15 protein-coding genes are annotated in these 14685 nt (G+C 63.6%); 6 read left to right on the top strand and 9 right to left on the bottom strand.

The genetic code is table 11. The features are described from left to right. Window positions 1–42 precede the first annotated feature (42 nt). Complete coding sequence (locus LQ788_RS19315) at window positions 43–1098, top strand: hypothetical protein (RefSeq protein WP_231443856.1); 1056 nt, start codon at window positions 43–45, stop codon at window positions 1096–1098. A 19-nt stretch (window positions 1099–1117) separates the two neighbouring features. Here LQ788_RS19315 and LQ788_RS19310 read toward each other — a convergent pair whose 3' ends face one another. Both LQ788_RS19310 and LQ788_RS19305 read right to left on the bottom strand, forming a co-directional pair. Next, entirely contained in the window at window positions 1118–2527 is a 1410-nt protein-coding gene (locus LQ788_RS19310; RefSeq protein ID WP_231443854.1) for an APC family permease, read from the bottom strand. Further along, entirely contained in the window at window positions 2524–3456 is a 933-nt protein-coding gene (locus LQ788_RS19305) for an ornithine cyclodeaminase family protein (RefSeq protein WP_231443853.1), read from the bottom strand. The genes LQ788_RS19310 and LQ788_RS19305 overlap by 4 nt, the downstream gene beginning before the upstream one ends. Before the next feature lie 250 nt (window positions 3457–3706). On the opposite strand from LQ788_RS19305, the gene LQ788_RS19300 reads away from it, so the two are divergent. After that, window positions 3707–4063 carry a hypothetical protein gene (locus tag LQ788_RS19300; RefSeq protein WP_231443851.1) on the top strand — a complete coding sequence of 119 codons (357 nt, stop codon included), beginning with the start codon at window positions 3707–3709 and terminating at the stop codon, window positions 4061–4063. A gap of 12 nt (window positions 4064–4075) precedes the next feature. Here LQ788_RS19300 and LQ788_RS19295 read toward each other — a convergent pair whose 3' ends face one another. Further along, the gene (locus LQ788_RS19295; protein ID WP_231443849.1) at window positions 4076–5002 is read right to left on the bottom strand and encodes a LysR family transcriptional regulator; all 927 of its coding nucleotides are present in this window, start codon (window positions 5000–5002) and stop codon (window positions 4076–4078) included. On the opposite strand from LQ788_RS19295, the gene LQ788_RS19290 reads away from it, so the two are divergent. The 3 genes from LQ788_RS19290 to LQ788_RS19280 are packed head-to-tail and all read left to right on the top strand — an operon-like array spanning window position 4982 to window position 7690. Further along, window positions 4982–5152 (top strand): hypothetical protein, encoded by a 171-nt coding sequence (locus LQ788_RS19290; RefSeq protein ID WP_231443848.1) that lies wholly within the window; start codon window positions 4982–4984, stop codon window positions 5150–5152. The genes LQ788_RS19295 and LQ788_RS19290 overlap by 21 nt on opposite strands. Next, complete coding sequence (locus LQ788_RS19285; RefSeq protein ID WP_231443846.1) at window positions 5136–6437, top strand: aromatic ring-hydroxylating oxygenase subunit alpha; 1302 nt, start codon at window positions 5136–5138, stop codon at window positions 6435–6437. The genes LQ788_RS19290 and LQ788_RS19285 overlap by 17 nt, the downstream gene beginning before the upstream one ends. Further along, entirely contained in the window at window positions 6434–7690 is a 1257-nt protein-coding gene (locus LQ788_RS19280) for a hybrid-cluster NAD(P)-dependent oxidoreductase (protein ID WP_231443844.1), read from the top strand. The genes LQ788_RS19285 and LQ788_RS19280 overlap by 4 nt, the downstream gene beginning before the upstream one ends. Here LQ788_RS19280 and LQ788_RS19275 read toward each other — a convergent pair whose 3' ends face one another. Next, window positions 7691–8320 (bottom strand): TetR/AcrR family transcriptional regulator, encoded by a 630-nt coding sequence (locus LQ788_RS19275; protein WP_231443842.1) that lies wholly within the window; start codon window positions 8318–8320, stop codon window positions 7691–7693. A 78-nt stretch (window positions 8321–8398) separates the two neighbouring features. On the opposite strand from LQ788_RS19275, the gene LQ788_RS19270 reads away from it, so the two are divergent. Continuing rightward, a complete protein-coding gene (locus LQ788_RS19270; protein ID WP_231443840.1) occupies window positions 8399–9358 on the top strand; it encodes a quinone oxidoreductase family protein in 960 nt (319 codons plus the stop codon). A 57-nt stretch (window positions 9359–9415) separates the two neighbouring features. Here the strand turns inward: LQ788_RS19270 and LQ788_RS19265 are convergent, their stop codons facing one another. The 5 genes from LQ788_RS19265 to LQ788_RS19245 are packed head-to-tail and all read right to left on the bottom strand — an operon-like array spanning window position 9416 to window position 14535. Continuing rightward, a complete protein-coding gene (locus LQ788_RS19265; protein ID WP_231443838.1) occupies window positions 9416–10960 on the bottom strand; it encodes an ABC transporter substrate-binding protein in 1545 nt (514 codons plus the stop codon). Continuing rightward, on the bottom strand, window positions 10960–11871 hold the full coding sequence (locus LQ788_RS19260; RefSeq protein WP_231443836.1) for an ABC transporter ATP-binding protein: 912 nt from the start codon (window positions 11869–11871) through the stop codon (window positions 10960–10962). The genes LQ788_RS19265 and LQ788_RS19260 overlap by 1 nt, the downstream gene beginning before the upstream one ends. Further along, window positions 11868–12710: an ABC transporter ATP-binding protein gene (locus LQ788_RS19255; RefSeq protein WP_231443834.1), complete on the bottom strand. Its 843-nt coding sequence runs from the start codon at window positions 12708–12710 to the stop codon at window positions 11868–11870. The genes LQ788_RS19260 and LQ788_RS19255 overlap by 4 nt, the downstream gene beginning before the upstream one ends. A 5-nt stretch (window positions 12711–12715) precedes the next feature. Further along, window positions 12716–13594, bottom strand: a complete 879-nt coding sequence (locus LQ788_RS19250; RefSeq protein WP_231443833.1) for an ABC transporter permease — start codon at window positions 13592–13594, stop codon at window positions 12716–12718. A gap of 2 nt (window positions 13595–13596) precedes the next feature. Continuing rightward, window positions 13597–14535 carry an ABC transporter permease gene (locus tag LQ788_RS19245; protein ID WP_231443831.1) on the bottom strand — a complete coding sequence of 313 codons (939 nt, stop codon included), beginning with the start codon at window positions 14533–14535 and terminating at the stop codon, window positions 13597–13599. Window positions 14536–14685 lie beyond the last annotated feature (150 nt).

Here is a 14685-nt window from a genome sequence, read left to right as displayed (position 1 = left end):
TCTAAATTGACTTATTTCGCAAAGAAAGATCGAGAGCCGCTGATGAGTGAGAATCCCCCTCCACCCGGGAGTGGCCGCGACCCTGAGTGGAACGGCAACGGTCACCAAGGACACGGCTCGAATCCTCCGCAGCAGCCAAATACAGGGTGGAATCAGCAGTCGGATTCAGGGTGGAACCAACAGGCCGATACCGGCTGGGGGCAGCCAGAACAGCCGTCAGACAACGGCTGGGGTCAGCCGAACGAGCATGCCGGAAATGGTTGGGGTAATGGCCTTGTCGCGACCCCCGTGCCTCCTCCCGCGACCCCATACCCCAGGCCGAAGCGCCCACAGAGTGAATCCGTTTCGGCGCAGGCCCCAGACCAATATCAACAGCCCCCACAGCACTCGCAACACCCGCAGCAACAGCAGTACCCACAGCAACAGCAGGAGCCGGGGCAGAACCCCAACGCCCAGTACGGCCAGGGTCCCTATGCCGCCGCGCCGACAGGGAAGCCGCGCAGTCGGAAGGGGCTCATCGCACTGGGCGTAGTTCTCATCGTGGTCGTCGCCCTCGGAATCGGGTGGGGCGCAGCGACTCTGTTCGGTAATGATTCCGACGGTGACACGGTTGCGGCACCGGCCTCATCGGATGCGAAGACCCCGGGAAGTGAGGCCTCGTCGAGTCAGGGTTCCTCAGAGAGTCCCGAGCCCTCGGAGTCACCGTCACTGTCGAATGACCCCGCGAAGGCTCTCGATCAGCTGATCGAAGGTGACAGGCCCAGCGTCAAAGCTGACCTCAACGGGAAGTGGGTGCCGCAGCTGAGTTCGAAGAAGCTGGACCTGGAGGCCGAGGGGAAGGTCTGGAAGGAAAAGGACATTCTCGCCGAACACCAAGAGCTGCGGGAAGAGTTCCCTCGCGTGCAGTTGGTGTGGTCTGGCGACTTCGCCAGCTTCAAAGAAGACAACTTCTGGGTCACCGTTGTGGGAATCGGATACGACGACCCCGAGGAGGCGCTGTCCTGGTGTTCGTCACACGGGCTGGGAGCCGACTACTGCTATGCCAAGCAGCTCAACACCTCAGGTGGGATCGACGGCACAACTCGGCTCCAGGACTGAGGTCAGCAGTCTGACCCAGTCACACCCGTCGGCGGTTGCGCACCAGATATACGACGAGGCCGATGGCCAGCCACACCGCACCGATGATCAGTGCAAGGGGATTCGCGCTGACTAAGACGATGGCCAGCAGGACGGCACCGATGATCGGAATCGCCCCGTGCGTGAACCAGCTCGGGGTCTCGGAACCTTTACGTTTGATGAGGAAGTAGCCGACCACTGAGGCCTGGACGAAGATGAAGGCGCTCAGTGCGCCGACGTTGACGATGGATGTGAGCTGGTCGAGTCCGTCCGCGCGGGTCGTGGCCCAACCGGCGACGATGACGTTGCCGACAGCGGCGACGAGGATTCCCTTCCACGGAACACCGGTGCGCGGTGACACTTGGCTCAGGAACTTCGGCACCTGACCCTTGCGGCCCATGTCCATGAGGATGCGGGAGCCGGCGGCCTGCCCGATCATGGCGGAGAATGCCGCACCGACGGCCTTGGCCAGGGCCAGCAGCCAGTGGACCCAAGTCCCGAGGGTGGCATCGACGGCATCGTAGTAGGCGGCGCCCTCCAACTCGGGATTGGCCTGCAGTTCGGCAGGGGAGACCGGCGAGAGCAGGCTGCCGACCCAGGTCTGTGCCACGAAGAAGACCCCGGCGAGAATCAGACACACCAGGGTGGCACGTCCGACGATTCTCGGTCCGCCCTTGGCCTCCTCGGCGAAGGTCGCCAGGGAATCGAAGCCGAGATAGGACAGAACTGCCACAGATACAGCGGCCAGTACGGCAGTGATCGAGAACGCGCCCACGCCGGTCAGCGGGGACAGCCAGTCGCGGCTGGGCCCATTGGCGGCCAGGAAGATGATGCCGAGCACGAGGACCAGCCCGAGCACGAGCACTTCGATGACGACCACGAGCGTGATCACCCGTGAAGCGATCTTCACGCCCGCGAGGTTGAGCCCGGTGGTGAGGATGACGGCGATACCGGTGAACAGCCACACGGGAATGCTCGGGAAGATCGAGTTCAGGGCGATGCCCGTGAACAGGTACGCCACGGACGGGATGAACAGGTAGTCGAGGAGAATCATCCAGCCGGCGGTGAATCCGGCTCTCGGTCCGATTCCCGCCGAGGCGTAGGCGAAGACCGTCCCAGCCCGCGGGATCTCCCGCGACATGCGCATATAGCTGACCGCGGTGAACGACATGACGATCGTGGCCACAATGTAGACGAGGGCGACCGCGCCGCCCGAGTTCGCATCGAGTGTGCCGAAGACGCCGACCGCGGCGGCCGGCCCGATGAACACTAAGCCGATGAAGACGAGTTCGGTCAGTCCGATGCTGCGGCGAAGTTCGCCCGCTTTCCCTGCAGCTCCAGTAGAACTTCCAGCTCCGGCAGATCCTGCGGCGCCGGCAGATCCTTCGGCGCCTTCGTTAGGCGTGCTCATGCTTTGCCGACCAGCCTCGTGGCCACTGCCAGGTCTTCCCATGACATGCCTGAGCCCTTGAAGATGAGCGTCTGGTCGGGGTCGGCGCTGACCTCGCCGTTGCTGAACGCCTTCATCGTCACCAGCGAATCCGCGTCCAACGCACCGTCGGAGATTGCGAGGACGACGTCGCCGCCCTCGCGCAGAACGGTGCTGAGGTCTTCGACCACGACCATCGCCGAGGTGAAGAGCTCGGCTGGCAGCTCACGTGAGTGCGGGTCATGGGAGCCGCAGGCCATGACCACGGCGCCGGGTCTCACGAGATCCGCTGCGAACAGGGGCTCGCTTGCGGTGGTGGCGGTGACGATGATGTCGGCGGCACGGATGGCCTCGTCCACCTCGGCGGTCTGAGCCTGCAGCACTCTGCCGCGTTCGTGGACATCGGCGGTGACCTGATCGGGGGAACGGACGACGAAGCAGACGTCGGCGAGCTCGACATCGAGGACGTCTGCAATGGTGTCGGCATGTCCCGTCCCCTGCGGGCCGGCGCCGAAGACGACGACGTTGACCGGCTGAGTGAATCTGTTCAGTGCGGGTTCGACCGCGGCCAGGGACACGGCCGGGGTGCGCAGCGTCGTCAGTGCGGCACCATCGATGACGGTGCGCAGCTCAAGCGTGGTGGCGTCGTACATGAGGTATTGGGCCATGATCCGGGGGAGGCCACGCTCGCTGTTGGCGACGGAGACGCCGACGAGCTTGACCCCGACCCAGTCGCCGATCTCTGCGGGCATGAAGATCATGTTGCCGGCGGTCACGTCGCTGATGGTGCGCGGAATGTCATTGCTGGGATCGAAATCGCCCGCGAGCGCCTCTCGCAGGGAAGCAACCGCCTCGGCGGGAGTCAGCGTGGCGAATACGGCCTCGGTGTCGAGATACTTCACGTCGTCCATCGGTGTGCACATCCTTCATGATTCGGCCTGGGAACTGACCTCGTGCAATCGACTTTATGCCACCCCCGGCTGGGGTGTGAATGCTCTTCTGGATGCGAAACGGTGAGGTTGGATGCGAAACGGTGGGGTTGGGCGCGAAGCGGCTGGCTCGTTCGTTGCAGACCTGCCACAGCTGAGCCGTCAATCGGCGCCAAGGTGCCAATACGATGGTGAGCACGAGAAGCTGACGGCGAAGGGTGAGGGGCTGGCCATGGTTGACCAGAATGCTTGGACGCCGTCCCACGCCGGGCTGCCGTATCCACCCCGGCTGCCGCTCCCACCCCGACTGCCTTCGGTGGTCCCCGGGATTCTGCTCATGGTCGCCGGTGTGCTCGGGATGCTGCTGGCGCTCGGGATCATCATGATTCCCGGAGTGCTGTTTCTGCTCGGCGGGGGCGGCAACGTCGATGCCTTTGATGATTTCGCCTCCGGCTTCATCCTCACCAGCCACATTCTGGGCTTTGCATCACTGGCGGCACTCATCCTGGGAATCGTGCTCACCGTCATCACCGCGAGGAAGCGCCGCCGGATCAGATCCGCGGCAATGGGCTGGCGCCGTCCGAGGTGAGGTGCCAGCTGCTCATACCCCGCGCTGAGCCACGGAGGCTGCGACCTCGTGGAGGATCTCAAGCGCGGCGGCGATGATCGGCTGACCAGCCGATCCGCTGCGGACCCCGGTGAGGATCTTCCGGGACGGGACCGGGTCGCCGCGCAGCGGGACGCGAGCCACATCGTAGCCCTCGGGCAGCCTGGCCAGACGGGGGATCAGCGCCACTCCCAGGCCAGCAGAAACCAAAGCCGCACCCGTCTCCCACTCCCGGGACTGATGGGCGTTCTCGGGGAAGAACCCGGCAGCCGCGCACGCCGTGCGCACCAGTCGGTAGTAGGGGGAGCCCGGGCGGTCGAGGATCCAGCTCTCCTCCGCGGCCTCGCTCAGCGACACCGCAGAACGAGTCGCGAGACGATGATCGCTGCGGACGAGCAGGTCGAGCCGGTCGCTGACCAGCGCATTCTGTTCGAACCTGACGTCGCTCCTGGGCGGCAGAGGATCCGTGGCCACGACGACGGCGATATCGGCCTGCTCGGTGATGAGGAGCTCGAAGCACTCCTCCGGCTCGGCCTCGATGATGGTCACATTCGAATCGGGGAAGAGCTCATTCACCTTCTCCGCAGTCGGGGGAAGCAAAGTTGCCGCCGCGGTTGAGAAGCCGCACAGACGCAGGCGCCTCTGTCGCATCGGACTGCCCGCGTCCGCCTCGGCGAGTTCGCCCCGAATCTCCTCCCATCGGGTGAAGAGCTCCTGGGTCCTCTCGAGCAGTAGCTGACCCACGCGGGTGAGAACCAGGCCCCGACCGCGCTGTTCGAGGATGGTCAGACCCAGGTCCTTGGACAGGGATCGCAGCTGGTGGGACACGGCCGATGGAGTGTATCCGAGACGGTGCGCGGCCTCGGTGAGGGTACCGACCTCGGCGAGGACGCGGAGAACGTGGAGACGCTGATCGATCATGCAATATTGTTGCACGATCGAGTGGAAAAAGATTCGCTTTTCTTCGTAGGTTTTCCGGCGGACACTGGCTTTAAGCAACAACAGCAACAACAGCAACAACAGCTACAGCAATCGCAGCGAGGCGGTGACACCGATGACTTTGGCACCTGAAGTCGATCCCCGGACAGACAACCCTGACGACCCGGACAGGCTCATTGACGAGCGTCGGCCTGGGTACTGTTTGGATGCCCCGTTCTACCTCTCCGAGGAGTTCTTCCGCCGCGACATCGACGCCGTGTTCGCCTCGACGTGGATCTTCGCAGCAGCCGCCGCCGAGGTGCCAGAGCCCGGCGATTTCGTCACCATCGACATCGGGAACTATTCGGTCATCATCATCCGCGATGACGATGAGAACATCCGCGCCCACCACAACGTCTGCCGGCACCGCGGCGCTCGCCTTCTGTCCGAGGCCAACGGGTCCGTGGGCAACATCGTCTGCAGCTACCACCAGTGGACCTACTCGCCCGAGGGCGACCTCATGTCAGCAGGTGTCCAAGCACCAGGATTCGATCGCACCTGCTTCTCCCTGCGCTCGGTCAATGTCCGCGTCGTCGCAGGACTGGTCTTCATCTGCCTCGCCCAGAATCCACCAGAGGACTTCGCCGAGGTGGCCGAGCGGATCGCGCCCTACATCGAACCGCACGCCCTGGACAAGACCAAGGTCGCAGCCCAGGTCGACCTCATCGAACATTCCAACTGGAAGCTCGTGATGGAGAACAACCGAGAGTGCTATCACTGCGAAGCCGGGCACCCGGAGCTGACCTGCACGTTCTTCCCGACTTACGGCTACGCCCCGGAGGAGATCCCCAAACGGCTCAAACCCGCCTACCAGCGCTACCTCGACGCCGAGGAGAGACTGCGGGTCAACAGCGAACGCAACAACCTGCCCACGCAGCTCATCGCAGAACTCAGCGGCCGAGCCACCGGCTTCCGGATCGAACGGGCAGCTCTCGACGGAAAAGGGGAGTCGTACACGATGGACGGTGGGGCCGCCTCGGCGAAGCTGCTGGGTGATCTTGACACCCCTGAACTGGGGCGACTGTCGATGCACACCCAGCCCAACGCCTGGTTCCACTTCATGGGCGACCACGCGGTGACCTTCTCCCTCGTCCCGTTAGGCCCCGATCGGACGCTGGTGCGCTCTACCTGGCTGGTCCATGAAGATGCGGTCGAAGGCGTCGACTATGACGTCGAGAACCTCACGACCGTGTGGGTGAAGACGAACGAGCAGGACGCGGCCCTGTGCGCGAAGGCCCACCGCGGGATCTCGTCACCGGCCTACGTTCCTGGACCCTATGCGCCCACGGAGAGTGACCTCGAGGAGTTCTGCACCTGGTATATCGAACGGCTGCAGGCCCACAGAGCACAGAACGGCACAGGAGGGCAGAGCCGATGACGATCGATCAGGAGACGCTGCGCACTGGCTTCGACTCAGCAGTGCCAGACTTTGACGCAACAGCTCCCGGCGTTGGCGCGGCGAGCCCGGAAGTCGATGCAGAACTGACCGGGATGGTCGAATGCGTGTCCATCACCGAGGTCACCCACAACGTGAAGAGCTTCGAACTCTTCGCCCCCTGGATGGCCAGGATCGACTTCGAACCAGGTCAGTACGTGACGGTGCGCATCCCCGAACTCGAGCGCGAACGCTGCTATTCGATCGCCTCGGCGCCGTTCGGGACGAACACATTCACGCTGACCATCAAACGAGTGGACGGCGGCGCGGTCTCGACCTACTTACACGATGTGCTCAAGGTCGGCGACCGCATCCACGTCGACGGACCCTACGGCCTGTTCAGCACCAGTTTCCACCCGGCCGAAAAGCACCTGTTCGTCTCGGGCGGCTCGGGCATCTCCCCGATCATGTCGATGGTTCGGTCTTTGCTGGCCAGGCCGGCCGGGACGCCGACCGACATTGTGCTCATCCACAATGCGGCCACCCCGTCCGACATCATCTTCCGGCCCGAACTCGAGCAGCTTGCCGAGGTTCCCGGAGTGAGCGTGGTGACGATGTGCTCCCGGGATTCCGCCGCTGAGGTCGTGGAGTCCGGCTCCGAAGTGAGGGGCGCAGAAGTGAGAAACACCGAGGTGTGGGCCGGCCGTCGGGGCCGCATCACCAGAGATACCCTCGCCGAGGTGGTTCCCGAGTTGGCAGATCGCGAGACCTTCGTCTGTGGTCCCGCCGACTACATGGCCGCTGTCCGGATCATGCTCGACGAGCTCGGCGTGCTCGGCTCTCGAGTCCACGAGGAGTCCTTCGTCTTCGCGACGTCTCCGGCCGAGCGGCTGGCGCGGAAGGAACGCGTGGCCGAGGCAGTGGGTGCACCAGTGTCAGGGACCAGTTCGGCTTCGCAGGCAGCTGAGGGCATCTGCGGTGGTTCGGCGTTGGCGAGGTTCGGCATCGAGTTCACGACCAGCGGCAAGCACGTCGACTGTGATTCTGAGACCACGGTCCTCGATGCGGCTGTCGAAGCCGGTATGGTCTTCCCCTCCTCCTGTGAAGAGGGCATGTGCGGAACCTGCAAGTCAGTCCTGGTCAGCGGCGAGGTCGAGATGAACCATGCCGGGGGCATCCGGCCCAAGGAGATCGCGGCCGGGAAGTTCCTGCCCTGCTGCTCGACCCCCTTGAGCGACCTCGTGGTAGAGCGGTGATCAGCTGTCTGCGATGCTGGTGACGATCCCCTGTACGCGGGGGATGAGCTCCTCGAGATCGTGACCTGCGATGCGAAGCCACTGCTCCAACTGGGCGGCCGAAAGCACGGACATGACCGCCTCGGCGCGCAGTCGTGCATCGTCCGCTCGGACTTCTTCGATGAGGATCTCGACGTGGCGACGCCAGAAGGGATAGCCCACTCGATCGAATCGTCCGCGTGGACTTGAGTCCTCGGTGAGGAGGACGAGATCGAGGTTGCTCGAGACATGCCTTATATATGCCTCGGCAAAGGCCGCCAGTCGCTCGCTGCCCGGCGCACCCGGACCCAGCGGAGACGGTCCCTGCAGCATCCGCGCGTGCATATCCCGCACCCGTTCGTCGAGCAGCGCCGAAGCGATTCCAGCCTTGTCGGTGAAGTTCCGGTAGAGAGTGCCCTTGCCGACCTGTGCCCGCCTAGCCAACTCGTCCATGGTCAGTCCAGCCACGCCCTCGTCGGCGAGCAGCTGTGTCGCAGAGTCGAGGATGCGACGCCGATTCCGCTGAGCGTCGGCGCGCAGCGGCTGTTCTGGAGCCGCTATGGGAAGAAGGGCTCTTCCGAAAGCGGACTGCGTTCCGGTATGCTCGCTCATATACGGACTATAGTCCGGATAGGTATCCGGACGAAAGCTCCGCGGGCAGACATCGACATCGATTTCGAGGAGGCAACGATGACATTCATCAAGGTTGAACAACACGGCGGTCCAGAGGCCTACGTACGGGTGGACAACGAGGAACTGGTTCCCGCTGAGGGGCAGATTCTCGTCGAGCTGAGCGTCTCGGGAGTGAACTTCCTCGACGTGGTCCAGCGTCGCAAGGCTCTGCCCACGCCATTTCGTGCCGGAGTCGAAGGCGTCGGCACGGTCGTGTCCACCGGCGACGGTGTCACCGGCTTCGAGGTCGGTTCGCGCGTCGGCTGGATGGCCGGTGGGCAGGGAAGCTTCTCCCAGTTCGCCCTCGTGCAGGCGGACAAGGCAGTTCCATTGCCCGATGACATCGATGATGAGACCGCGGTTGCCGCTCTCATGCAGGGCATCACCGCCCACTACCTGACCACGGACACCCATCCGGTCACATCCGGTGACGTCGTGCTCATCCACGCGGCGGCAGGTGGGCTCGGCCAGCTGCTCACGCAGGTGGCGGTGTTCAAGGGAGCCACAGTGATCGGTACGACCTCCTCTGCGGAGAAGGCCGAAATCGCCCGGGCGAACGGCGCGAGCCATGTCTTCGGCTACGAAGACTTCGCGGAGAAGACCCTGGAAGTCACGGATGGTATCGGCGCCTCCGTCATCTACGACGGCGTCGGCGCCACGACCTTCGACGATGATCTCAAAGCCGTGCGCACCCGCGGCACGATCGTCGTCGTCGGCAACGCCAGCGGTCCGGTCGACCCGGTCGACGTCAACACGCTCAACACCTCGGGTTCGCTCTTCCTCACCCGCCCCACCGTCGCCGACCACGTCCGCACCGCAGATGAGATCCGCGGCAGGACAGACGAGATCTTCGCCTGGATCCGCAGCGGAGACCTCAAGGTGAGCATCGGCGCCCGCTATCCCATCGCCGAGGTGGCCGATGCGTTCACCGCGCTCGAATCCCGTGCGACGACCGGAAAGATCGTGCTTGAGCACTGAGTCGATTTCGACAACAGTGCCCAATTGCTTAACGGGACCGTCCCGGCTGGTGAGGTCCTAGTTCTTGAGCGTGGCCTCGCGCAGTCCGTACGTTCCCAGCACGTAGGGTTCGAAGTCGACGACGTCGCTGCTGATTCCGTACAGGGCCTTCTGATAGGCGACCGGGATGATCGGGGCGTCGTCGGCGACCTTCTGCTGGATCTTCGCGTAGAGCTCGTTCTGCTTATCGGGATCGGGTTCGGCCAGAGCCTGGGCCGACCACTTCTCGACCTGTGGATTGCCGTAGCCGGAGCGGATGCCTGAATCATCGGTGACGGCGAGGAAGTTGATCATCTGCGAGGTGTCGGAGACATCGGAGGTGGCGTAGCCGACCTGGACTTCGAAGTCACCGTTGGTGCGGTTGGTCACCAGGGTAGCGTCATCGAGTTTCTGCACATGGACCGTGATCCCGAGGTCCTGCCAGGACTGCTGGGCGATCTGGGCCAGCAGTTCGCGGTCGGCCACCCCGGAAGGAATCTGGATGGTGATCTCCAGCCCCTCCGCGTGGTCGGATTCGGCCATGAGCTTCTTCGCCTTGTCCATGTTGTACTCGCCGCCGTCGATGCCATCGGCATGACCGGTCAGACCGGGGGAGATGAAGGACCCTGCAGGGTCCGCATACCCGGCGTAGACGACATCGACGACGGATTTCCGGTCGACGGCATAGGACATGGCGCGACGGACCTTCGGATCGTCGAGACCTTTGACCTTGTTGTTGAGGTTGAAGTAGAGGATCTTCGTCGACTCGAAAGCGGTGGCCGAGACGTCCTGCGACCGGTCCATGGTGCTCATGCTCAAGGGGGCAGGTTCCTCATCGATGTGGGCCTGCCCGCCCTGGAGCTGGAGTCTTCGGGTGTTGTCCTCGGAGACCACGTTGAAGGTCACCGAATGCAGCTTCGGCACTCCTTCTTCCCAGTAGTCATCATTGCGGACGAGCTTGAGGCTCTGGCCCTTCGACCAGGAGTCGACCTTGAAGGGTCCTGTGCCGTCGGCATGAGTGGCCATGTATTCGGCATCATGACCGCCGAAGTCCTCCGGGTAGATCGCGGCGGCAAACAGTGCCATGTAGCTGGGCAGCGGTCCCCACGGTTTGGACAGCTCGATCTTGACCGTGGAGTCGTCGACCTTCTTGACGTCGTCGATGAGGGTGAACTCCCCGGCCCAGAGATTGGCGTCATCGCTGGCATCGCGCGCGTAGTTGAGGGAGAAGACGACGTCATCGGCCGTGAGCTCCTTGCCACTGTGGAACTTGACGTTCTCGCGCAGATTGAACGTCCAGGACAGCTTGTCCTTCGACTCCTTCCAATCCGTTGCCAGTCCCGGAACGACTCCGGTTCCATCGGGTTTGTTCAGCGTCAGCGTCTCGTAGACCTGCTGCAGGGTCCAGATGTCGGCGTTCTGCGTCGTCGTCGGCGGCAGCAAGGTTGTGGCGTCCTTGCCGCGAGCGAAGACGAGGTCTCCGCCGTTGGCCGGCGGACCGTCGTCCCCCGAGTCGCAGCCGGTGAGGATGAGCAGGGATGCGGCGATGATGGCGAGAAACCTGGATGTGCGCTTACCGAGCATCAACGATCTCCTTCGCTCGCCGAGGTGGTTCGCCGTTCCGGGGCCCGATCGAGAAAGGCGCTGTCGAAGCGGGGGATGGCCTGGAGCAGGGACTTCGTATAGTCCTCGCGCGGATTGTGAAAGATCTCGGCAGTGGAGCTGCTCTCGACGAGGACTCCGTTGTGGATGACACAGACGCGCTCGCACAGGCTCTTGACCACGGCGAGGTCATGGGAGATGAAGAGGATCGAGAGTCCGAGCTCTGCACGCAGTCGGGCGAAGAGGGCGATGATCTCCGCCTGCACACTGACATCAAGGGCGGACACCGCCTCGTCGGCCACGATCACCTCGGGCTGAACCGCGAGAGCACGGGCGATGGCCACACGTTGGCGCTGGCCACCGGACATTGCTGTGGGCGTCCGGTCGAGGAATTCGACCGGCAGACGCACCATGTCCATGAGTTCGACGCACCTGCGCTTCAGGGCCGCCCCAGAGGCGAGCTTATGGTGTCTGATCACCTCGGACAGTGTGCTGCGCACCGTGTACCGGGGGTCAAGAGAGGCGAAGGGATCCTGGAACACCATCTGGACGACCCGCCAACGCTTCGCGCTGCGTTTGGGTTCGAGTTCCTTGCCGTTGAAGGAGACCGTGCCCGAATAATCGCGCTGCAGGCCGCAGATGACTCGGGAGACGGTGGACTTGCCGGAGCCGGACTCCCCGACGAGGCCGACGATCTCACCCGGGCCGACTTCGATGCTGACGTCATCGACGGCAGTGAAGGCCCGCTCGCCTCGACCGAAGGTCACGGTGATGTTCTCGGCCCTCAGTCCGGTGCCCGACGACGAGGCTGTCCCCGACGTTGAGGCTGTCCCCGACGATGAGTTTTTCCTCGATGACGAGCCATCATCTTCTGCCAGCAATCGTGTGGTCATGTCGTCGCCTCCATCGCCACGTCGTCGTCGATCCGCGGAGTCGCCGACAGGAGTCTGCGCGTGTAGTCCTCCTGCGGCTCGTCGAAGACTCTCTGCAGATTCCCGTGCTCGATGATCTGCCCGCTCTTCATCACGCTGATGCTCTGACACAGCTGCGCGACGACCGCGAGATCATGGGTGACGTAGAGCAGACCCAGCCCGTTCTTCTGCTGCATCGTGCGGAACAGATCGAGGACCTGAGCCTGTATTGTCACGTCCAGTGCCGTCGTGGGTTCGTCGCAGAGGAGGACCTCGGGCTCTTGGGCCAACGCCGCTGCGATCATCACTCGCTGCCGCATGCCGCCGGAGAGCTGGAACGGGTAGTCGGAGACACGGCGCTCGGGATCGGCGATGCCGACCCGGTCCATGAGTTCGATGGCGAGATCATGGGCGGCTCGCTTCGACAGCCCTTTGTGTTCGGCGATGGCGTCGGTGATCTGTCGACCCACCTTCATCACTGGATTGAGGGCGATCGCCGGTTCCTGGAACACCATCGAGATGCCGGTGCCGCGCACCGTGTGGTCGTAGCGGCGACCGGGACCCGAGGTGAGGATGTTCTTTCCTCGGAAGCGGACCTCCCCGTCGACGACGGTGGCCGCCGGCGGCAGCATGCCCAGGACCGTGCGCAGGGTCATGGACTTCCCGGACCCCGATTCGCCGACGAGGCCCATCGGTTCACCGGACTCGAGGGTGATCGACACATTGTCCAGTATCCGGTGTTTGCCGACCTCTCCGTCGATGTCGACGGTGAGAGAGTCGACCTCCAACAGGGGCTGAGATGTCGTGGACTCAATGCTCATTCGACTCACCTCTTCGGCTTCAGGATGTTGGTCAGGCCGTCGCCGATGAGCGCCAGGGCCAGCGACACGAGGACGACGGCGAACCCGGGCCACAGGATGAGTCCGTAGTTGCCGGTGCCCATGTACTGCTGGCCGTCGTTCATCATCTGCCCCCAGTCTGCTGTCGGCGGGACGATGCCCATGCCGAAGAAGCTCAGGGTCACGACGACGCCGATGTTGAGCACGATGTCACTCATGCCGTAGATGATTCCCTGGCTGACGGTGTTCGGGATGACGTGGCGGGCTAAGATCCGCGGAGTCGAGAGTCCGCTGGCCCGGCAGGCGGAGATGAATTCCTCCTCGCGCAGGACGAGGACTTCGCCGCGGACGATGCGGGCGTAGGCGACCCAGGACACGAGGCTGATCGCCACGAAGATGCTGGCCATGCCGTTGCCCATGACGAAGACGAGCACGATGACGAGGACATAGAAGGGGAAAGCCGAAACGATATCGGCCAGCCGCATGATGACGACATCGACCCACTTCCCGAAGTACCCGGCCAACGACCCCAGAACGGTGCCGAGGATGAAGGGGACGATGACGGCGATGACCGCGACCATGAGGTCGACCCGCCCGCCGTTGAGGAACCGGGAGAGGATGTCACGGCCCAACTGATCGGTGCCCATGGGGTGGGCGAGCGAGGAAGGGCCGAAAGCGTTGAGCAGATCCTGACGGTTGGGATCGGCGGTGACGAACAGCGGCCCGATGGCCAGGACGGCGACGATGAGGCCCATGATGGCCAGACCGACCCACAGCTGCAGATTGTGGCGACGCAGGAATGCTGGGAGCGGCATCGTGAACCGGGCCTGGGGCCCAGTCGTGGAGGTGAGGGATTCGGCGGACATGCTCAGCCTCCCAGTCGTACGCGCGGATCGACGACGCTGTAGATGATGTCGGTGAGCAGATAGACGAGGACGACGAGGATGCCGAAGACGACGGTCAGTGCCTGGACGACGTTGTAGTCACGGGCCAGCACCGATTGCATGAGCAGCGAACCAGCGCCCGGGATCGCGAACACGTTCTCGACGATCAGGGCACCGCCCACGAGGTGCCCGACCTGGATGCCGAGGATCGAGATCCCCGTTATTCCGGCATTGCGGAACGCGTAGTTGGTTACGGTCTTCGATCGGCTCAGTCCCTTCGACATGGCGAACTTCGTGTATTCCGCCGACAGTGAGTCGTTGAGCGCCGCGGTCAGGCTGCGGATGAGGACCGGACAGATCGTGAGCGCGACCGCGATGCCCGGCAGCACCAGAGAATACAGATGTTCGCCGAGGTTGCGCCCATATCCGCCGACAGGGAACAGTCCCGTATTCACTCCCAGAACCAGGATCAGGAGGGTGCCGACGAAGAATGCCGGCATTCCCTGGACCGTGGCGGTGAAGACCCGGGAGACGACCGCCGCGGTGGGGCTCTTGGTTGCGGCCACCCACAGCGAGATCGGGATGGAGATGGCGATGGCGAAGACGACCGAGACGAGCATGAGCATGACGGTCGCGGGCATGCGCAGCTTGAGCAGTTCGAGCACGGAGGTCTGGAAGATGAACGAGGGACCGAAATCGCCGACGATCAGGCCGCCGAGGAACTGAAAGTACTGGATGAGGAAGGGCTGATCGAGTCCCCAAGCGTGTCGCAGCTGGGCAACTGCCTCCGGAGTCGCCTTGTCGCCGAGGTAGGCGGCAGCGGGATCGCCTGGTGCGAGCTGCATGAGCACGAACGAGAGTGTGGCAACGCCGAGGACGATGGGCACCATGAGAAGTATGCGTCTGGCGATGTATTTGCCCACGTTCGCTCTCTCCATCGATGCGTAAAGGTATGTTCAATCTACCTTTGTATGACGCGGCTCACAATGCTCCGCCGGAAGAACTTTACTGGCAGATGTGCTTGCCGAGGGGTTCATACGCGCAGTGTTGCTGATCTTCCTACAGGAGACGGT

Origin of the sequence: Brevibacterium zhoupengii (assembly GCF_021117425.1) — a bacterium.
Taxonomy (GTDB): Bacteria; Actinomycetota; Actinomycetes; order Actinomycetales; family Brevibacteriaceae; genus Brevibacterium; species Brevibacterium zhoupengii.
The sequence above is the reverse complement of the archived record's forward strand: the minus strand, read 5'-3'. Positions and strand labels throughout refer to the sequence as shown.

Coding starts and splice junctions, on each gene's coding strand:
- LQ788_RS19315 (WP_231443856.1), top strand. CDS start 43: ATGAGTGAGAATCCCCCTCCACCCGGGAGTGGCCGCGACCCTGAGTGG.
- LQ788_RS19310 (WP_231443854.1), bottom strand. CDS start 2,527: ATGAGCACGCCTAACGAAGGCGCCGAAGGATCTGCCGGCGCCGCAGGA.
- LQ788_RS19305 (WP_231443853.1), bottom strand. CDS start 3,456: ATGGACGACGTGAAGTATCTCGACACCGAGGCCGTATTCGCCACGCTG.
- LQ788_RS19300 (WP_231443851.1), top strand. CDS start 3,707: ATGGTTGACCAGAATGCTTGGACGCCGTCCCACGCCGGGCTGCCGTAT.
- LQ788_RS19295 (WP_231443849.1), bottom strand. CDS start 5,002: ATGATCGATCAGCGTCTCCACGTTCTCCGCGTCCTCGCCGAGGTCGGT.
- LQ788_RS19285 (WP_231443846.1), top strand. CDS start 5,136: ATGACTTTGGCACCTGAAGTCGATCCCCGGACAGACAACCCTGACGAC.
- LQ788_RS19280 (WP_231443844.1), top strand. CDS start 6,434: ATGACGATCGATCAGGAGACGCTGCGCACTGGCTTCGACTCAGCAGTG.
- LQ788_RS19275 (WP_231443842.1), bottom strand. CDS start 8,320: ATGAGCGAGCATACCGGAACGCAGTCCGCTTTCGGAAGAGCCCTTCTT.
- LQ788_RS19270 (WP_231443840.1), top strand. CDS start 8,399: ATGACATTCATCAAGGTTGAACAACACGGCGGTCCAGAGGCCTACGTA.
- LQ788_RS19265 (WP_231443838.1), bottom strand. CDS start 10,960: ATGCTCGGTAAGCGCACATCCAGGTTTCTCGCCATCATCGCCGCATCC.
- LQ788_RS19260 (WP_231443836.1), bottom strand. CDS start 11,871: ATGACCACACGATTGCTGGCAGAAGATGATGGCTCGTCATCGAGGAAA.
- LQ788_RS19255 (WP_231443834.1), bottom strand. CDS start 12,710: ATGAGCATTGAGTCCACGACATCTCAGCCCCTGTTGGAGGTCGACTCT.
- LQ788_RS19250 (WP_231443833.1), bottom strand. CDS start 13,594: ATGTCCGCCGAATCCCTCACCTCCACGACTGGGCCCCAGGCCCGGTTC.